This is a genomic window from Streptomyces sp. NPDC002324, from assembly GCF_053593335.1.
The window spans coordinates 19,706-38,434 of sequence record NZ_JBSFCF010000062.1 but is presented as its reverse complement, the minus strand read 5'-3'; the positions used below and the strand labels follow the sequence as shown (position 1 = coordinate 38,434).

At 67.3% G+C, this 18,729-nt stretch carries 17 protein-coding genes and 2 pseudogenes; 12 read left to right on the top strand and 7 right to left on the bottom strand.

Annotated elements, in window-relative coordinates; genetic code table 11:
* Positions 1 to 278 precede the first annotated feature (278 nt).
* The 4 genes and pseudogenes from ACWCRJ_RS42340 to ACWCRJ_RS42325 all read left to right on the top strand — a co-directional run bounded on the left by ACWCRJ_RS42340 (position 279) and on the right by ACWCRJ_RS42325 (position 4,034).
* Positions 279 to 893: a class I SAM-dependent methyltransferase gene (locus tag ACWCRJ_RS42340; protein ID WP_450944307.1), complete on the top strand. Its 615-nt coding sequence runs from the start codon at positions 279 to 281 to the stop codon at positions 891 to 893.
* A gap of 204 nt (positions 894 to 1,097) precedes the next feature.
* Positions 1,098 to 2,697 (top strand): annotated as a pseudogene (gene istA, locus ACWCRJ_RS42335) (IS21 family transposase).
* Positions 2,694 to 3,467 carry an IS21-like element helper ATPase IstB gene (gene istB / locus ACWCRJ_RS42330; protein ID WP_450944306.1) on the top strand — a complete coding sequence of 258 codons (774 nt, stop codon included), beginning with the start codon at positions 2,694 to 2,696 and terminating at the stop codon, positions 3,465 to 3,467. The pseudogene istA and the gene istB overlap by 4 nt, the downstream one beginning before the upstream one ends.
* Positions 3,468 to 3,536: 69 nt before the next feature.
* Positions 3,537 to 4,034, top strand: a complete 498-nt coding sequence (locus ACWCRJ_RS42325) for an NUDIX hydrolase (protein ID WP_319315810.1) — start codon at positions 3,537 to 3,539, stop codon at positions 4,032 to 4,034.
* Between the two features lie 48 nt (positions 4,035 to 4,082).
* Here the strand turns inward: ACWCRJ_RS42325 and ACWCRJ_RS42320 are convergent, their stop codons facing one another.
* The 5 genes and pseudogenes from ACWCRJ_RS42320 to ACWCRJ_RS42300 all read right to left on the bottom strand — a co-directional run bounded on the left by ACWCRJ_RS42320 (position 4,083) and on the right by ACWCRJ_RS42300 (position 6,361).
* On the bottom strand, positions 4,083 to 4,256 hold the full coding sequence (locus ACWCRJ_RS42320; protein WP_450944312.1) for a hypothetical protein: 174 nt from the start codon (positions 4,254 to 4,256) through the stop codon (positions 4,083 to 4,085).
* Positions 4,257 to 4,265: 9 nt separating this feature from the next.
* Positions 4,266 to 4,520 (bottom strand): hypothetical protein, encoded by a 255-nt coding sequence (locus ACWCRJ_RS42315; protein ID WP_450944305.1) that lies wholly within the window; start codon positions 4,518 to 4,520, stop codon positions 4,266 to 4,268.
* 233 nt (positions 4,521 to 4,753) lie between these two features.
* Positions 4,754 to 5,258: pseudogene (locus ACWCRJ_RS42310) on the bottom strand (IS701 family transposase); the annotation flags it as partial.
* A gap of 566 nt (positions 5,259 to 5,824) precedes the next feature.
* Positions 5,825 to 5,956 carry a hypothetical protein gene (locus tag ACWCRJ_RS42305; RefSeq protein ID WP_450944304.1) on the bottom strand — a complete coding sequence of 44 codons (132 nt, stop codon included), beginning with the start codon at positions 5,954 to 5,956 and terminating at the stop codon, positions 5,825 to 5,827.
* 126 nt (positions 5,957 to 6,082) lie between these two features.
* A complete protein-coding gene (locus ACWCRJ_RS42300; RefSeq protein WP_450944303.1) occupies positions 6,083 to 6,361 on the bottom strand; it encodes a hypothetical protein in 279 nt (92 codons plus the stop codon).
* Between the two features lie 206 nt (positions 6,362 to 6,567).
* Here ACWCRJ_RS42300 and ACWCRJ_RS42295 point away from each other — a divergent pair, with 206 nt between their 5' ends.
* Positions 6,568 to 7,986 carry an aldehyde dehydrogenase family protein gene (locus ACWCRJ_RS42295; RefSeq protein ID WP_450944302.1) on the top strand — a complete coding sequence of 473 codons (1,419 nt, stop codon included), beginning with the start codon at positions 6,568 to 6,570 and terminating at the stop codon, positions 7,984 to 7,986.
* A gap of 118 nt (positions 7,987 to 8,104) precedes the next feature.
* Here the strand turns inward: ACWCRJ_RS42295 and ACWCRJ_RS42290 are convergent, their stop codons facing one another.
* Positions 8,105 to 8,674 carry a TetR/AcrR family transcriptional regulator gene (locus ACWCRJ_RS42290; protein ID WP_450944301.1) on the bottom strand — a complete coding sequence of 190 codons (570 nt, stop codon included), beginning with the start codon at positions 8,672 to 8,674 and terminating at the stop codon, positions 8,105 to 8,107.
* A gap of 218 nt (positions 8,675 to 8,892) precedes the next feature.
* On the opposite strand from ACWCRJ_RS42290, the gene ACWCRJ_RS42285 reads away from it, so the two are divergent.
* From ACWCRJ_RS42285 to ACWCRJ_RS42275, 3 genes are read left to right on the top strand one after another with little or no spacing between them, the layout of a single operon-like run.
* Complete coding sequence (locus ACWCRJ_RS42285) at positions 8,893 to 9,087, top strand: ferredoxin (RefSeq protein ID WP_450944300.1); 195 nt, start codon at positions 8,893 to 8,895, stop codon at positions 9,085 to 9,087.
* Positions 9,088 to 9,089: 2 nt separating this feature from the next.
* Positions 9,090 to 10,304 carry an NAD(P)/FAD-dependent oxidoreductase gene (locus ACWCRJ_RS42280; RefSeq protein ID WP_450944299.1) on the top strand — a complete coding sequence of 405 codons (1,215 nt, stop codon included), beginning with the start codon at positions 9,090 to 9,092 and terminating at the stop codon, positions 10,302 to 10,304.
* Positions 10,305 to 10,334: 30 nt separating this feature from the next.
* A complete protein-coding gene (locus tag ACWCRJ_RS42275; RefSeq protein ID WP_450944298.1) occupies positions 10,335 to 11,585 on the top strand; it encodes a cytochrome P450 in 1,251 nt (416 codons plus the stop codon).
* Between the two features lie 103 nt (positions 11,586 to 11,688).
* Here the strand turns inward: ACWCRJ_RS42275 and ACWCRJ_RS42270 are convergent, their stop codons facing one another.
* Positions 11,689 to 13,236, bottom strand: a complete 1,548-nt coding sequence (locus ACWCRJ_RS42270) for a long-chain-fatty-acid--CoA ligase (RefSeq protein ID WP_450944297.1) — start codon at positions 13,234 to 13,236, stop codon at positions 11,689 to 11,691.
* A 98-nt stretch (positions 13,237 to 13,334) separates the two neighbouring features.
* Here ACWCRJ_RS42270 and ACWCRJ_RS42265 point away from each other — a divergent pair, with 98 nt between their 5' ends.
* The 4 genes from ACWCRJ_RS42265 (at position 13,335) to ACWCRJ_RS42250 (ending at position 18,709) form a co-directional block, all read left to right on the top strand.
* Entirely contained in the window at positions 13,335 to 13,739 is a 405-nt protein-coding gene (locus ACWCRJ_RS42265) for an SCP2 sterol-binding domain-containing protein (protein WP_450944296.1), read from the top strand.
* 41 nt (positions 13,740 to 13,780) lie between these two features.
* On the top strand, positions 13,781 to 14,620 hold the full coding sequence (locus tag ACWCRJ_RS42260; protein WP_450944295.1) for an SDR family oxidoreductase: 840 nt from the start codon (positions 13,781 to 13,783) through the stop codon (positions 14,618 to 14,620).
* 608 nt (positions 14,621 to 15,228) lie between these two features.
* Positions 15,229 to 16,404 carry a TetR/AcrR family transcriptional regulator gene (locus ACWCRJ_RS42255; RefSeq protein WP_450944294.1) on the top strand — a complete coding sequence of 392 codons (1,176 nt, stop codon included), beginning with the start codon at positions 15,229 to 15,231 and terminating at the stop codon, positions 16,402 to 16,404.
* Between the two features lie 1,075 nt (positions 16,405 to 17,479).
* Entirely contained in the window at positions 17,480 to 18,709 is a 1,230-nt protein-coding gene (locus tag ACWCRJ_RS42250) for an acetyl-CoA C-acetyltransferase (protein WP_450944293.1), read from the top strand.
* The last annotated feature ends 20 nt before the right edge of the window (positions 18,710 to 18,729 follow it).

The following is an 18,729-nucleotide window of genomic DNA, read 5'->3' as shown; positions in this document are numbered from 1 at the left end:
GCCGGGAACTCTTGGTGGGCCAGCATCGTCCCGAGCACCGTGATGACGGCGGCGACATGCACGTCCTTGTGGGTGTCCACCCCCAGGATCACGTCCTCAGTCGGCGGATCTTCCGGCTGTGTGGGCAGAGTCGGCTGGGGCATGCTGGTGATGGTCACGCGGCTCCTCGATCGGCACGGGGCTGTGGCCGACGTCGGGCCGGTGGGCGGTCAGAACTGTGACGGTGCCTTGTGAGGCAAGGCCCCTATCGGGACACAACCACTGGTCCGGCTGATCCGATGCGCCAGCCCGCCGCAGAGCCGTACTGGAACACCAACGTTGCCCGGCACCCGGGCATCCTCCGGTCTGTTCCCGAGGGGTGCGGCGATGCCCTGGATGTTGGCTGCGGGGACGGGCTGCTGGCACGGAAGCTTGCCGGGCGGGCGAAACACGTCACCGGGATCGACAAGTCGCCGGACATGATCGCCTGCACACGCGAGTTGGCTGCCGGACACCCGCAACTCACCTTTTACGAGGGAGACTTCCTTACTGCGGAACTTTCCGGTGCGCAGTACGACTTCGTCTGCTCGGTGACCACGATCCATCACATGGACTTCGAGGCGGCCCTCGTCCGCATGGGTGAGCTGCTGCGGCCTGGCGGCACGCTGGTGGTGGTCGGTCTGGCCCGCGAGGTGAGCGTGACGGAGTGGGCGGCGTTGATCGCGGCTGCCCCGATCGTGCGGATCACGAAGGTGCTGCGCCGCGCGCGGGGCCCGCAGGGCATGCCGGTCGCCGACCCGCAGATGAGCTATGGGCAGGTGCGGGCTGCTGCCCGGCGGCTGCTGCCCGGCGTGCGCTACCGACGGCATGTGCTGCGCCGGTACTCGCTGACCTGGGAGAAACCCGCCCGCTGATCCGGCATCGATGCATCGATGGAGATTTTTACCATCTGGGGGGTTTGGGTGTCATGCCATTCTCTATGATGGTTCCTCCTTGTTGGCCATGGGTAGCGCGGAGTCCGGGACCGAGGGACCTGGTCGTCGCGGAGCTGTCCGTGTTCCTCGGCCCGTGGTTCGGCAGGCCGATGGGCAGCCCGGATGGCAAGGAGAACGTTCGTCGTGGTCGACATCACCGAGGTCTACGTCCACTGGTACGCGGGCCGCTCGAAGAGCGCGCTTGCCTCGTCTTTGGGGGTGGACCGCAAGACGGTCAGGAAGTATCTGGCGCCGGCGGAAGCGTCCGGGATCACCCCGGGCGGCCCCCCCGATGAGCGAGGCCGACTGGGCCGGGCTGATCGAGGGGTGGTTCCCCGGTCTCGTCGACCGGAGGCTGCGGCAGGTCACCTGGTCCGACATCGACCAACACCGCGACTACATCAAGGAGTTGCTGGGGACGATGACGGTTTCCACGATCCACCAGCGGCTGCGGGACGAGCACAAACTGAAGGTGTCGGTCTCCTCGTTCCGCCGCTGGGTGCACGCCACGCTGCCCGACGAGGTGAGCCGCTCGCAGGTCACCGTACTGCGCGACGAGGTCGAGCCAGGTGAGGAGGCCCAGATCGACTACGGCTTCCTGGGCCAGTGGATCAACCCCCGCACCGGCAAACGGCACCGGGTCTGGGCGTTCGTGATGGTGCTGCCCTGCTCCCGGCACATGTTCGTCCGTCCGGTCCTGCACCTGGACCAGCACGCTTGGACCGAAGCGCACGTCGCGGCCTTCCGCTACTTCGACGGCGTCCCGCGCCGCCTCGTGCCGGACAACCTGAAGACCGGCGTCGACAAGCCCGACCTCTACGACCCCAAAATCAACAAGGCGTATGCCGAACTCGCCACCCACTACGGCGCGTTGGTGGACCCGGCAAGAGCCTTGAAGCCGAAAGACAAGCCCAGGGTGGAGCGGCCCATGCCCTATGTCCGCGACTCGTTCTGGCGCGGGCGGGAGTTCCTCTCGATCGATCACATGCAGACCGAGGCGATCACCTGGGCCCAGCAGGTCGCCGGGCGCCGCCAGTGCCGGCCGCTGGGCGGGGCCGCCCCGATGGCTGTGTTCGGCGCGGTCGAGGCCGCCGCCCTGCTGCCGCTGCCTCCCACCCCGTTCACCCTCGCCCGCTGGTCGACGGCCACCGTCGGCCCGGACATCCACATCAAGGTCGGCCGCACCCTCTACTCCGTGCCCTGGAAACTGATAGGCCGCAAGGTCGACGTCCGCTCCACCGCCACGATGGTGCAAGTCTTCCTCGACGGCGACCTGGTCAAGACCCACGCCGCCCTTGAACAGGGAAAACGCACCGACAAGAGCGACTACCCGCCGGAGAAGATCGCCTTCCAGATGAAGACGCCCATCTGGTGCCGCACCCAGGCGTCCGAGATCGGTGACGCCTGCCGCGAAGTCGTCGACCAGCTCCTGGAGGTCAACGCTCTCTACGGGCTCCGCGCCGCCCAGGGGGTTCTCGGACTGCGCAAGAAGTACGGCGACACGCGGCTGGAGGCCGCCTGCGCGAGAGCAATCACGGTCGGCGATCCGTCCTACCGCACCATCAAGGGCATCCCGACACCGACACCGAGACCGATCCCGAGCCCGAGACCAGCGGAGACGCGGGAGCCGCGGCCTTCCTCCACGGCCCGCAGTGGCCTGTTCCGCTCCGTCGCACCCCCGGACACCCCGGAGGACAGCCGCGACGACCAGGTCCACGGCGGAGACGAGGTGGCGGCACGATGAGCGTGATGGACACCGCCCTGCGCGAGTCGCTCAAGTCCCTGAGGCAGTCGGGGATGCTGGAGACCCTCGACGCCCGCCTCGCCCCAGCCCACGGCGGCGAGCTCGGCCACCTTGACTTCCTCCAGGTCCTCTGCCAGGACGAGATCACCCGCCGTGAGACCGTCGCCTTCCAACGCAGGCTCCAGCGGGCGAAGTTCGAGCAGCAGATCACCCTGGAGGAGTTCGACTTCACCGCTTCCTCGAAACTGCCCGCCGCCCAGATCCGCGACCTCGGCTCCCTGCGCTGGCTGCATGCAGGCGAGTCCGTAATTTTGTTCGGTCCAGTCGGGGTGGGCAAGACGCATATCGCCCAGGCGCTGGGCCACCTTGCTGTCCGGCAGGGCGCCCACGTCCGCTTCGCCACGACCAGCCGGATCCTCGCCGAACTCGCCGACGGCCACGCGGACCGCACCTGGGACAAGCGCGTCCGCGAACTGGTACGGCCCGACGTGCTCATCCTCGACGACTTCGCCATGCGTCAGCTGACCGCAGCCCACGCCGACGACCTCTACGAGCTGGTCAGCGAACGGCAGGGCAGGTCCCTGATCATCACCAGCAACCGGGCTCCCAGCGACTGGTATCCCCTCTTCCCGAACCCCGTCGTCGCCGAGTCACTCCTGGACCGGCTCATCAACACCAGCCATCAAGTCATCATGAATGGCCCCAGCTACCGCCCGAACAAGCGCCCCAAGAACCCCACCGACAAGCATGGCAAGCCCCCGACCAGATAGTTCATGCCACGTCACACCATGCGGTGGTCCACCGGGACCTCCTCTCACGACGCCCGATATCGTTCCCGGATGTCCCCGGTGAACCTGCGTCACTCAGTCCGCGCGATCATCCTCGACCAAGACGACCGCATCCTGCTGTGTCGGTTCGCCATCCCGAAGCCAGACGGCACGATCGTCGTCTGGGCAGCCCCCGGCGGAGGCGTCGAAACCGGTGAAACTCTCCTTACGGCCCTGCGTCGGGAACTGCACGAGGAGGTGGGCCTCACCCTGGACGCAGACCCGCCCCACGTGTGGCACCAAGAGGTGATCGACCCCGGACACGCGAACGGTTACGGCGGTGTGATCAACGACTACTTCCTCATACGCACCGCATTCTTTAACCCTCGCGGCGCGTTATCCGACGATGAACTCGCCGCCGAGAACATCTCCAGGCTGGAGTGGTGGCGGCTACAGGACATCGCCGGCTGCCACGACACCGACCTGTTCTCCCCCCGCGACCTCGCCAGGCTGCTGGCAACACTCATCTCCAGCGGACTTCCCGACAGGCCGGTGCCCCTCGGCCTGTGAGCCAGGCGCTACACAGCCTGGACCTGAAACAGGCGGGTACCTGGGGAACTACGTGAACTCAGCCCCGGGGAAATACGTGAACGTCCACACACCCGAGCGGAACTTCCAGATCACGCCCTCGAACTGCTCCCGCAGATGCTCCGGATACGGGCCGGACCTGCCTATCGGCGGGAACGGGCCGATCAACTCCCACTCATTGTCCGTGAGTTCTCTACGCGCCATCCCAGACGTCTACCAGCCCATGTCCTTGGCCACCTCTTCCTGGGCTGCGGCGATCTCTGGCGCGGTGGAATTCGTGATGTCTACATCGCATGCCCACTCGAACCGCGACAGCAGGTCCGCGAGCGCCTGCTTCTGAGCCGGGTGCGTGATCGGTACGGCGTTCAGGTCGGTGCTCATCAGCCAGTCGAACAGCACGATGGCATCGGCGCGCCACAGCCGCACGTTGACAGTTGGCACGGATTCCCATGATTCATCGACATTCATGAACGCATCGTGCCAGGTGGCATCTCAACCGTTGATCACGACTTCAGACAGGCCCTGGTACTCCAGCAGTACTTCGTGGTTTGACCTGGGGAAATGTCGAGCGGTGGGAGTGTAGCGGGCAGGATGCCGTCACGGACGGGTACTGCCCGCCCGCCCCTCGAAGGAGTGCTCACGACGGCGGTAGTGGCAGCAGCGCTCCACCGCTTGGCGTCGTAGGCGCCAGTGCGACCAGCTCAACACGTGGGTGCGGGCACGGGGATCTCGGGGTGCGTGAGCTGCCAGGAGTCGCCGCACTTCTGCCACAGTGAGCGCGATGGCCTCGGCATCCTCATTGATGGGTCCTCCCTTTCGACTGCTTGCGCGCTCATCGCGGCGAGGAAGGCGGGGGCGAGCATGGCCAGGGTGATGTGCCGGTACCAGCCGACGTAGCGGCGGACCTCGTACTGGTCCAGGCCGCACTCGTCTCGCTGCCTGGAAGCACTCCTCGATCGCCCATCGGGTGCCGGCCACGCGCACCAGCTCGTCCGCGCCGACATCCAGCGGCGCGTAGCCGAGGTAATAGGCGATCTCGTGCGGGCGGCTCAGGCTGCGCCGCGCCAGTGCCCACCGTCGCCGGATCAGCACACCGTCCTGGTGGTCGTACTCGGTGACCGGTCGCAACTGCACGGCCGCCCAGTCGTACTCGCGCTGTCCCTTCGCGCCCGCGCCGCAGGAACGGCGTTCCCACGCCTGGTCGGGGCTGCTCGAGGGCCGTGTCAATGCGCAGGCCGGCCGTGGAGCGTGCTCCCGAGGCACCACCATCGTGTTGCCGTGAGTAATCAGGGGCTGCAACCGCAGAAGCTGCCGTAGGTGCCCCTCCACACCTCGCGGCCACCTGCGGACAGCCACCGGCCACCGCGCATCTGGGAACCGTTCGCTCGAATCGAGCAGGCAACATAAGATACTGTATGTTACAGTACGCCGTAGACCGGCCCCTCGCCCAACCGGCCGCGACATCCGGAGCCTCCACCGCGCGTACGCCTACCTGGACAGCCGTCATCCGGATCGACGTCATCGCGTGACACCGACCTAACGTGATCCAAACGAGACAGGCCATTCCCGCCCTACATAACAAATTATATGTTACTAACACTGCCGTCTTCCTCAGAGGAGTCTCGATGACGCTGCCAAACCGCGGGTGTGGCTGGCGAGATGGTGGTGGAGACCCGGCTGTCGCGGAGCAGTGTTCAGCGGATGTCGACCCGGCGGCGGGCGAGTGCGATGACGGCTCGAACGTGTTTGAGTCCTTGGCCGCGCCTTTTGGTTCAGAAGTCGCGGTTGAGGCCTTGGCGAATGATGTCGGTCTGCGCGGACAGGTAGAACACCCGGCGCGGGCGGCGGCTGTAACCCTCGGGGCGGTGGAGGCTGCCCGTGCGGCTGCCGGAATCACGCGCCACCGACTCCAGTCCGGCCGCCCAAGCCGAATGGCCGGCATCGGTTCAGGTAGTCGCGTCGCCTGCCTCGACGACCAGCTCCGTGCCCAGGATCGGGGCGATGTCGGACGACAGTTTGATTATCTCGGCTTACGGATGGCCGTGGCAGGTGTCGCGGATCTGGTCCTCGATCGTGGTCAACCGCTGGTCCAGGGTCAGGATCTGGCGAGCCGGCTCGGCCACTATCCCGGCCGCGGTGACCTGCTCGCCGGACAGAGTGGTGCGCTGGGCTCCCGCGGCGGCTACCGCGGTGGCCGCGACCCTGCCGACGCTGCAGGCGCCGGACATGCGGTTGACAGTGCGGACAGCCCAGCGGTGGGCGTCGCCCGCGTCGATCCCCGCCCAGACACGGGTTCGGTGCTCGCTCACTCACATCTCCTCGAGCCGAAGGATCTGTCCAAGGACCGAGGAACACGCTGCCGTCGCCTCTGGAAACAGCGACCGGAACGCGCATGTCAATCAGCAGCCAGGCTCCCCCGGAGTGCCGGACAGCCACTCCTTCGGAGCCACCAAGGGCAGGACACCATCAGCCGCATCCGGCCATCCCGGGCCACCTGACAACTTACGGAGCCACCATGAGCACACCCGACACCGAAGTTGCGATTCGCGATTCCAGCCCTTTGGGGGCCACCGAGTCGATTCCCGGAACGGTCGCGCGACTCCGGGCAACATTTCGCAGCGGCCGCACGAAGCCCAAGCAGTGGCGTATTCAGCAGCTTCGAGCCCTCGAACGCCTGCTGGCAGAACGAGAGCAGGATCTTGCCGGTGCCCTCGCGCAGGATCTCGGTCGGAACGCCACCGACGCGTGGATGGCCGATCTCGCTCCGGTCGCGGCGGAGTCACGCTTCGCGCGGAAGCATCTGCGGTCGTGGATGCGCAACCGGAGGGTCGGCCTGCCGCTGAGTGCACAGCCGGGACGTGCCTGGTACCAGTACGAGCCGCTGGGCACGGTTCTCGTCATCGGCCCGTGGAACTACCCCGTGTTCCTCACCCTGGCACCCGTCGTCGCCGCCCTCACCGCGGGCAACTGCGTGGTCATCAAACCTTCCGAACACACGCCCGCCGTGTCCGCTCTTCTCGCCCGCCTGGTCCCCCAGTACCTCGATCGCGACGCCGTCGCGGTGGTCGAAGGCGCCGCCGATGAGACACAGGAGCTACTCGACCAGGGGCTCGATCACGCGTTCTTCACCGGCGGTCCGGAAATCGGCAAGGCCGTGTTGGCAGGTGCCGCGCGGCACCTCACTCCCGTCACACTCGAGCTCGGTGGCAAGAGCCCGGTCATCGTCACCCGAGACGCAGACCTCGAAGTCGCCGGCCGCCGCATCGCCTGGGCCAAACTGATGAACTCCGGGCAGACCTGCGTGGCGCCGGACTACGTGCTCGTCGAGAAACCGGTGCGCGACGAGCTGATCAGGCACCTCCTGCACGCCCTGGCCGCATTCCGCACCGATGACGGGCAGGGGCTGCCCCTGGTCCATCAACGCCAGGCGGAACGCCTGGCACGCCTGGCCGCCGAGGCCGGCGGCAACACGGTCACCGGCGGCGACGTCGACCTGCAGTCCTTGCGGGCACAGCCCACCGTGATCATCGATCCCGACCTCGACTCCGGCGTCATGTGCGAGGAGATCTTCGGCCCGATCCTGCCCGTCGTCACCGTCGAATCGCTCGACTCGGCGATCGAGTTCGTCCGCGAGCGCCCCAAGCCGCTTGCCGTCTATCTGTTCACCAACTCGAGAAGTGCGCGACGGCGCGTGCTGGCCGAGATCAGCAACGGTGCCACCGTGATCAACCACCTGATGTTCCAGGTGCTGGTGAACAGGCTGCCTTTCGGCGGTGTCGGTGCCAGCGGCATGGGCGCCTATCACGGTGAGTGGGGTTTCCAGACATTCAGCCACCGCAAGGCGGTTCTGCGTAAACCGGCCCGTCCCGACCCGTCAGTCGTCTACCCGCCGTACTCCGCCGTCAGGGAGCGGATACTACGGAGAGTGTTCTGATCGTCGCCGCGCCTGCGGGCCTGCCTGCAGTTGGCTGGTCGGCTCGCGAGGGTCCTCCTCGAGGAAATGACAGCCAACGGCGTGCGCGACGGATTCGGGGCGCTGAAGTCGCCGGCTTCTAGCTCCCCGCACGGCCGTTGAACCCGGGGGCGTGGGCCAGGATGGCCGAGCGGTACTCGTCCAAGACGCGGGAAAACTCTTCGGCGGAGACCGGGGCACGCCACTGCTGCATGCCGACGAGGAGTGTGACACCCATGATCGCGAGGAGCTCGGCAGCCTTGTGGTCGGGTACCACGTCCGTGATGACCGTGAGCAGCGCGTCATAACGCTTCTTGTCGATGCGCTTCTGGGCCGACGCGATCGTGGGGTTGCTACTGCCCCATGCCCGGATGGCCGCCTCGGCTTCGTGTCGCACGTTCAACACGAGCCGCTTCATCATGTCGAGGCGCTCGATGGAGTCGTCCGGCGCGCTCGACAGTTCGATGACATGGTCGGTGACGCTGTCCTCGACATACTCCATGAGTTGCTCGATGAAGCCGTCGAGACTGCCGAAGTAGTTGTAGAACGAACCCGTGGTGATGCCCAGCGCCTTGCACAATGCGCTGATGCGTACACCGGCGACACCATGTTCGCGCAGGAGCTCCAGCGCGGTCTCGAAATAGTCCTCGCGGGTCACTGCGGTGGGCATCGGTCCTCGTCAGTTCTCGTCGCGGTCATCGATGGCACCCGCCCGACGGCCGCCATCGAGCCCGGGGATCATCGGAATCCGGTCGGCCACCACGACCCAAGCCTAACATCGCTCATGTTACGTCTATGAGTCCAAGTGCCCGAGTTCTTGCCCTCGCCCGTTAACATAAGATAACTTATGTTACAGACGGCGGAAGCTTGTCCTCGAGGAGGGTGACCATGAAGATCAATGTCGATCGCGTCAAGTGCACCGGGCTGGGTATCTGCGAGTCCTTCGCACCTGACGTGTTCGAGGTCGACGAAGACGGACATCTCCTCCTCCTGCGCGAGCGGGCGACTCCCGAGCTGCTGGAGTCGGTGCGGGCTGCGATCGACGGCTGTCCGACCGAGGCTTTGAGCCTGGAGGCCGGCTGATCATGGGCCGCGCGAACGCCGGCCACCGGCTGGTCGTGGTGGGCGGTTCTCTGGCAGGCCTTCGCGCGGTGGAGGCCGCGCGCAGAGCGGGTTTCCCGGGGATGATCACCCTGGTCGGGGCCGAGGAACACCTGCCGTACGACCGTCCGCCCCTGTCGAAGGCCTTTCTCGACAACGTGACGGTCGAGCCTCCGCTCTTCCGCACCGAGTCCTACCTGCGAGACGAATTGGGTGTGCAGCTGCGCTTCGGGTCGCCCGCCACCGCCGTCGACCCCGCCCGACGTGTGATCGAGGCGGGCGGCGCGGAAATGCCGTACACCTGGTTGGTCGTCGCCACCGGCGCGCGGGCTCGCAGCCTGCCCGGTACCGACGGACTCGCCGGGGTGCACACGTTGCGCACCCTCGACGACGCGGTCGCGATCCGGGCGGCGCTCGATGCCGGCGCGCGGACGGTCGTCGTGGGCGCCGGCTTCATCGGGTCCGAAGTGGCTTCCGGGGCGCGCAAGCGTGGCCTGCCCGTCACCATCGTCGAGGCCCTGCCCACGCCACTCGTCCGCGCTGTCGGGGAGGAAATGGGAGCGGCGTGCGCTTCCCTGCACGAGGCGAACGGCACCGTCCTGCGCTGCGGCGTCGGGGTCAAGGCGATCGAGGGCGACGGTGCTGTCGAACGAGTCCGTCTCAGTGACGGGACCGTCCTGCCCGCGGACCTGGTCGTTGTCGGGATCGGCGCTTCACCGGCCGTCGAGTGGCTGAAAGGCTCCGGGATCGAGGTCGACGACGGCGTGGTGTGCGATGCCCACCTGGCCTCCTCTCGGCCGGGGATCTACGCCGCGGGAGATGTCGCGCGCTGGCACAACCCGCTCTTCGACCGGCCGATGCGCCTGGAGCACTGGACCAGCGCCGCCGAGCAGGCCGCGACGGCCATGCGCAACGCGCTCGACCCAGCGGCGGCCAAGCCGTATTCCACGGTGCCGTACTTCTGGTCGGACTGGTACGGCCGCCGCATCCAGTTCGTCGGCGTTCCCTCCGCCGCCGAGGTCGAGGTGGTCGCGGGGTCGGTCGACGAACACCGGATTGTCGCCCTCTACCGCGAGGGTGACCGGTTGGCCGGCGTGCTCGCCATGAACCAGCCGCGGGAAATCATGAAATACCGCGCGCTCATCGCAAGGCGGTGCGGCTGGCACGACGCCCTCTCGTTCGCACGGTCCCGTCAATAAGCAAACCAGCAGGTCTGAGCAGGAGGCATCGTGGCCGGCAAGGATCAGTACACAAGTGACATCGACGTCTCGTCCGTTGGGTTCTGGACGAAGACAGCGGCTGAACGGGAGGAGTCCTTCCGGAAACTTCGCGACGAGGCGCCCGTGACCTGGCACCCTCCGGCCGAAGGCGGCCTCCTCGAGCCCGAGGAGGCCGACGGGTTCTGGGCGGTGGTGCGTCATGAGGACATCGTCAAGGTCAGCGGCATGCCTGAGACATTCCGCTCGGGTCTGGGTGTCATGTTCGAGACCGTTCCGGAAGAGATGCTGGAAGCCACGCAGTCGTTCCTGGCGATGGATGCCCCACGCCACACCAAGCTGCGGCGACTGGTCAGTGCGGCCTTCACCCCCAAACGTGTCGCGAAAATCGAACAGCAGATCAAGAACCAGGCCGAGCAGATCACCGACGAGCTGATCGAGACCGGCGACTGCGACTTCGTGCAGCAGGTGTCGATGCGGCTGCCCATGTGGACGATCTGCCAGATGATGGGCGTCCCTTCCGACCAGCGGGAAGCGATCGCGGAGGCGGCCGACAGGATGGTGTCGTTCAACGACGACGAGGTCCGTGCCGGACGGGAACCGATCGAGGTAGTCGTAGAGTCGATCATGACGATCACCCAGGTGGCGCTCGAGATGGTCGCAGAGCGCCGCAAGTCTCCACAGGATGATCTGGTCACCTCGCTGGTGCAGGCCGAGGTCGACGGTGAGCGGCTCACCGACGAGGAGATCAGCGCCTTCATCAATCTGCTCGCCGTCGCCGGGAACGACACCACGCGGAACACGATCAGTCACACCGCGAAGGCCTTGTGCGACTACCCCGGCCAGAAGGCCTACCTGCTCGAGGACTTCCCAGGCCGGATCAACACCGCCGTCGACGAGTTCGTGCGCTGGGCGAGCCCCGTTCTCACATTCCGGCGCACGACTGTGCACGACACGGAACTGAGGGGTGTCCCGATAGCGGAGGGCGAGAAGGTGACGATGTTCTACCCGTCCGGGAACCGGGACGACCGCGTCTTCAGCGATCCCCGCACGTTCGACGTCGCCCGGACGCCCAACAAGCACGTCGGGTTCGGCGGTGGCGGCCCACACTTCTGCATGGGGAACATGCTCGCCAAGGCCCAGTTGCGGGCCGTCTTCGGCGAGCTCCTGCACCGGGTTCCGAACCTCGAGGTCGGCGAACCGAGCTACCTCGTCAGCAATTTCGTTCACGGCGTGAAGTCGATGCCCTGCAAGATCGGCTGAGGTCCCGCTCCGTCAGAAGCTGGGCCTCGGCCCACTTCGACACCCGAACCAGGGGCGCGCGGTGCCGGGAGATCCTCCCAGGCCCGCGCGCCCGTTACGTACCTCAGGAGCCGGGAACGGCGACCACGGCTCGGTCCCGGAGTTCGCGCTTGAGGATCTTCCCGGCGCCCGACACGGGCAGTGAGTCCGCGAACTCGACCGAACGTGGGCACTTGTACCCGGCGATGAGCTCGTGCGCGGTCGCCCGAATCTCGTCGGCCGTGACGGTCGCGCCCGGCTTGCGGACCACGACAGCGTGCACCCGCTCACCCCACCGCTCGTCAGGGATGCCGATCACCGCGCAGACCGCCACGGCCGGGTGCCGGCTGACGGCGTTCTCGACCTCGGCCGAGTAGACGTTCTCGCCGCCGCTGATGATCATGTCCTTGAGCCGGTCGACGATGAACACATAACCCTCGTCGTCCATGTAACCCGCGTCGCCGGTGTGCAACCAGCCGTCACGGAGCACGGCGGTGGTCTCCTCCGGCTTGTTCCAGTAGCCCCGCATGACCTGGCTGCCCCGGACGGTGATCTCGCCGACCTCGCCCGCGGGCAGCTCGGCGCCGTCGGGACCGACGATCACGATTTCCGAGGAGACCGACGGGCGGCCGCCGGAGCGCCGCCGGACCGGATCGCCGTGGTCGGCGGCGGACAGGATGGTGCCCAGTCCGGAGCTCTCGGTCATCCCGTACGCCTGGACGAAATCGGTATGAGGCAACGCCTGCTTCGCTCGGACCAGCAGAGCGTCGGGCATCGGGGAAGCGCCGTAGAGGACGGTGCGCAGGCTGCCGAGGTCGGCATCGGCGATGCCCGGCTGGCTCACCAGCATCTGGATCATGGTCGGCACCAGGAGCGTCTCGGTGATCCGGTACTTCTCGATCGCCGCGATCGTCTGCTGCGGGTCGAACGCGGGCATGGTCACGTTGGTGCCGCCGAAGATGTTGGTCATCACCAGCAACATGAAATCGGCCAGGTGGAACATCGGCGCGGCGTGCAGCACACGCGGCTGCTCTCCGTGCCGGAACAACGTTCCGGAGACCAGCCCTCCCAGACCCGCGGAGACCAGGTTGCTGTGGCTCAGCATCACGCCCTTGGGCCGGCCGGTGGTGCCGCCGGTGTAGAAGACACCGGCCAGGTCGTCTCCGGATCGGCGCGCGTCGGCCACGGGTTCGGCGGCGGCCAGAAGCTCCTCGTAGGACAGTGCGCCGTCCGGTGTCGGCCCGTCTCCGCAGTGGATCACCGTGCGCAGAGCCGTGGACCGACCGCGAAGCGCCGGCAGCATCTTGGCGAACATGTCGTCGACCAGGAGAACCGCGGAACCCGAGTCGTCCAGTGAGTACGCGATCTCCGCCGGGCTCCAACGGATGTTCACCGGGTTCAGGACGCCACCCGCCCACGGGACCGCGAAGAGGTACTCGATGTAGCGGTCGGAGTTCAGCGACAGGATGGCTACGCGGTCCCCTGCCTCGACTCCGACAGCCTTCAGCGCACCGGCGAACCTGGCCACACGCTCGTGGAGGCTGTCGAAGGTCCGGATGCGATCTCCCGCAATCGCGGCCTCACCCGCGGGATTGTTGTGGACCGATCGGTGCAGCGCCTGGGTCAGGTACATCGGTTCTCCTTTGAACGTCACCAACACCCTGAACATAAGATAACGTATGTTACATTGCGTGGGCAAGGTCACATCCGACCGTTCAAAGGAGAGCGGGCATGCCCGGATTCACCGCGCCCGAAGACCTTCGCCGCTACGTCGGCGGCATCTTCGAAGCCGCACTGGCCGACGAGAAGCTGGCGCCGAAGCTGACGGGAACAGGGCTCGTCTTCGCGGTGCGGACGACGGATCCCGAGGCACGGTTGACGATCGACCTCGGCACCGGGCGGATCCTGGATGACGGCGAGGGCGCGCCGGACGCGACCATGATCCTGACTTCGGACCTGGCCAACCGCTTCTGGCAGGGCAAGGTCAATCTCACGTTCGCCATGGCCAAGGGCCAGGTCAAGGTCGAGGGTCGCATCGGTTCCCTGCTCAAGCTGCTGCCGACGGCGAAGTCACTTTTCCCGAGGTACGTGGAACTACTGCAGCGCGACGGTCGCGACGACCTGCTGGTCGCCTGACCCCCGACGTCCTCGAACATCTCTCGCCAACGGAGGCCGACATGTCCCGCAAGCAACCCACGCGATCCCTGGCAGGCAAGACGGTCGCCATCACCGGCGGTGCCCGCGGTATCGGACTGGCGACGGCCAGGGCCCTCGCCGCACGAGGCGCCTCGGTCGCGATCGGTGACCTCGATGTGAACGAGGCGAAGAAGGCTGCCGAGGAACTCGGCGTTCAGGCATTCGCGGTTCATCTCGACGTCAGTGACCGCAACAGCTTTCAGGCCTTCCTCGACGACGTCGAGGCAGCGCTCGGTCCCCTCGACGTGCTCGTCAACAACGCCGGGATCATGCCGCTCGGCCGCCTCGTCGAGGAAGACGACGAGGTCACCCGCAAGATCGTCGATGTCAACCTGCACGGGCCGATCATCGGGACGAAACTGATCGCCCCGCGCATGGCCGAGCGCGGGGCAGGGCACATCATCAATGTGTCTTCGGGGGTGGGGCGGGTCGCTCTCGCGGGTGCCGCAACCTACAGTGCGACGAAGCACGGTCTCATCGGCTTCACCGAGGCGACCCGAGCCGAGCTGCGGGACAGCGGTGTTGCCGTGTCCTGTGTGGTTCCGATGATCGTGAACACCGAACTCGGCGCGGGCCTGTCGACGGTGCGCGGCCAGCGCACGGTGCAAGCCGAGGAGATCGCGACCACCATAGTGAAGCTGATCGGGAAGCCACGGTTCGAGGCGTGGGTGCCGGCGACCGGTCGGCCCCTGTACCTGTTCATGTCGCTGCTGCCGAAGGACTGGGCGGACGCGCTGAGTCGCAAGATCGGCGCCGCACAGGTCCTCGACCGGCCCGACCGCGCAGCGCGGGATGCGTACGAGGCGCGTGTTCGCCAGTGAACGCGGCGCGATCTGGCGTTGAGGTTTGCCGCCGGGTGAGATATCGGTGTCGCGGTGCGAGTGGCCGAGACCTCTGGTTTCGCGCATCCCGGGCTGCGCGCAGCGAACACATGAGCAAGACGCAACAGGCCATTTTCAAGGCATAGGGGCGACAGCTTCGCACCACCCGTGACGACCTCGTCGGGGCACAGAGCTGCAGGCTGTCACGGCGGTCCTGCCGGAACTGCACGAAGGTGACCTCGCCGAACTCGCAGCGGCAGCGGCAGCGGCAGCGGCCAATATCGAGGCGTTCGCCGCCATCCTGGAGCACGGCCGGCCCTCGGAAGTCTCGCCCCCTCCCGCCGTACTCGTCCTCGTCCTCGTCCGCCGGGCGTGGACCGCTGCCGACGTGACGTGCTCGCCCGTGCGTACCGCCGACGTGCGGTGTGCACAGCGGCGCGGAATTCACGTCGCAAAACCGCCTCGATGATGTCGACAGCACCTGAGAACCCAGATGCCGTGGACGCAGGAAGCGGCCTGTGCCGGGGCCCTGTGGGCGGGACGCGAGTGCGTCACCGAGGCCTGGTCCGGGCTGGCACACTGTCTCCACGGGAAGGGGAGACAAAGCAGTGACGGCATCCCACAAGGCCCCGCCGGCGGCGCGGCTCACCGCGGGCGAGCGCCGAGCGCAGTTGGCGGAGCTCGCCGCGCGACGGTTTCACGAGCTCGGCTACCACCACGTGTCGCTGGCCGACGTGGCAGCCGACGCCGGGGTCACCGCACCGGCGGTCTACCGCCACTTCCGCAACAAGCAGACCCTGCTCGCCGAGGCGATCGGCAGCGGGCTCGACAAGACTGAGACGGTGCTGGCCGACACGGCGAACGACTCGCTCGAGGACATCGTGACCGCGATCGCCGAGATGATGCAGGACCGGCGATATCTGTGGCCCCTCCTCCAGCGCGAGGCGCGCTTCCTCGACCCCACGCTCCGCGCGGATGTCCGTGCGCAGTCCGAACGGGTCATCGACGGGTTCGTCCGTCCACTGCGGGCACGTCGGCCCGAGTTGTCCTCCGACGACGCCCTTTTCCTGGTCACCGCCGCGACCTCCACGCTCGCGAGCCACTCGTTGCCGCGATCGGCGCCGCGCTCAGTGGTGGTTCCCCAGCTCGCGAACTCCGCGATGGCGGTACTCCTGGCCTCCTTGCCGAAGAAGGGTCCGGCCGACAGAGCCTCGCCGACGGGAACCGAGTCGCCGGAAGACCGGCGCACGGAGCTTCTCGGCACCGCGATCGACCTGTTCTTCCACCACGGCTACGCCGCCGTCAGTCTGGACGACATCGGCGCAGCGATCGGGATCGCAGGTCCCAGCATCTACCATCATTTCCCTACCAAAGCCGATATTCTGGTCACGGCATTCGCTCGCGTGACGGAGCGGATGGCCGAGGAGCACGCGAGGCAGCCCACCGGGGACAGGGCCCGGTCCCTGACCGACCTGATCGGGACCTACACCGACTTCTGCCTCCACAACCGCATGCTCGTCGGGATCTACGTGTGGGAGACGATGAACCTTCCCGAGGACTCCCAGCGCAGCATCAAGGCGGCGCTGCGGGCGCGGGTGTCCGAGTGGAGCACGGCTCTCCAGGCAGAGCACCCCGACCTCGACCAGCGCAGCGCTCGCGTCCGCGCCCACGCCGCAATGATCATGATCGGCGACCTCGCCCGACTCGGCCAATTCCACGAACGACCCCGCATCGCGGCGGAGATTCGCAGCCTGGCCATGGCCGCGCTCACACACGAAGCCTGAGGGTCAGTGGTGTTTCCCGAGCGGCGGGGCCGCTTGCGGTGGGCCGTCAGCAGGACCGGGAGCGGGCCGGGGGCAGGACCTGGTCCGAACGCCCGCTGTCCAGGCTTGCACCACCACCGCGTCGTCACGCAAGCCAACTCTCACAACCGTATCTACTCGTCGAAGGCCACCGGCAGGTCGGGGGCCTGGATGGCGGTGCGCTGCATGCGGGGCGGTACGCCGCGGATCCCGCCCAGCGCTTCGCCCCCGCCCACCCGGCCGCGTCCATCCGGCGAGGAGCCTGCCTGCCTGGCCTCACTGGCAGCGGGCGCTGTGGAGGGCCTGGTAGATCGCCTCGTGCGAGATGCGCATGGGGTCATCATCGGCCGCCTCGATCGGCGCTGCGGTCGGCCCGGTACCGGGTTGCGCGTGTCATGTACTCGACCTAGCCGGTTCAGCTCACGACGGCGCACCTGCGTAGCACGCCTGGAGAAGGGCGGGCCGGCAACGCCCACATGAGTGGTGTCTGCGCCTTGCGCCGGGCCGCCCGGACGAGGCGTAGCCGCCGGACCGGGCCAGTACCGTCGACGCGGATCTGCAATGTCACCGCGCACCTCTCTTCCCGTCACCGGCGCGACTTGGTGAAACCCCTACCGCTGGAACCACCTCGGAGCAGTCTCCGTCAGCCGGTGCCGACGCACTGCGCGGTTGTGTCCCGCTTCGTGGTGTGAGCGACCTTGCTCGACGCGTTCCGGCAAGCCGCGCGTCGGCCACTTCATGGAATCCGACTCCCGGGTCGCGCAGCAGCTGACCTGCCGTCAATGCCATGCACGGCCCCGAGCCGCGCCGATGCGGCGATGACCTGCGGATTCCGGCGCCATGATCCGCTGCACCACCCGGCGGGACGCCACCCGCTGCGCGGCCTCAGGGGTCCATCACGCCGACTGGACAGCCGCTCCGTGTCGCCGTTTTGACCACTGCGCCTTTCGTGTTTCCGGCTGCCGCTCACTCAGTCCGCTTCTTGCCTAGTGAATATTAACTAGGTTAGGGTCGCCGCCAAGCCCGCACGGGTCCAGACCGGAAGGAAGCGCCACTGATGCCCAACTCCCTGTCGATACCGGAAGCGTTCATCTACGACGCGATCCGCACACCTCGTGGCCTGGGCAAGAGCAAGGGGTCGCTGCACACGATCAAGCCCGTGTCGCTCGTCGTCGGCCTGATCGATGAACTACGTGCCCGGCACCCCGGGCTCGACCCGGCGGCGATCGACGACCTCGTACTGGGCATCGTCTCGCCCGTCGGCGACCAGGGATCGGTCCTGCCCCGGACCGCGGCCATGGCCGCCGGACTTCCGGACACCGTCTCCGGCGTCCAGTTGAACCGGTTCTGCGGGTCCGGACTCGAGGCGGTCAACACGGCCGCTCAGAAGGTTCGCTCCGGGTGGGACCGTATGGTCATCGCAGGCGGTGTGGAGTCGATGTCGCGGCTGCCCCTCGGCTCGGACGGCGGCGCCTGGATGAACGACCCCGAGACCAACTTCGCGACCTCGTTCATCCCGCAGGGCGTCAGCGCCGACCTCATCGCCACGATCGAGGGCTTCACGCGCGACACCGTGGACAGCTACGCCGAGCGGTCTCAACGGCTCGCTGCCGCGGCCTGGTCCGGTGGCTACTTCGCCAAGTCCATCGTCCCGGTGCGCGACCGCAACGGTGTCATCGCGCTCGACCAGGACGAACACATGCGCCCGGGGACAACGGTCGACTCGCTGGCCGGGCTCAAGCCTTCGTTCGCGGCACTCGGCGAGCAGGCCGGGTTCGACGCCGTGGCGCTCCAGCGTTACCACTGGGTGGAGCGAATCGACCACGTCCACCACGCCGGCAACTCGTCGGGCATCGTCGACGGCGCCGCGCTCGTGCTGATCGGTGACGAGCGCACCGGGGCCGAGCACGGCCTCACGCCTCGAGGCCGGGTGGTCGCCACCGCCACCTCGGGCGCCGATTCCACCATCATGCTGACCGGTCCGATCCCCGCGACCCGCAAGCTGCTCGCCCACACCGGCCTCACTGTGGACGACATCGACCTGTTCGAGATCAACGAGGCGTTCGCCGCGGTTCCCCTCAAGTACGCCAAGGACCTGGGCATTCCGCTGGAGAAGGTCAACGTCAACGGCGGCGCCATCGCCATGGGCCACCCGCTGGGCGCCACGGGCGCCATGCTCGTCGGCACCGTGCTCGACGAGTTGGAGCGGCGACAGGAGCATCGCGCGGTCGTCACGCTGTGCATCGGCGGCGGCATGGGTGTCGCAACCCTCATCGAACGCTTGTGAAGCACACCCACCCAACTTCC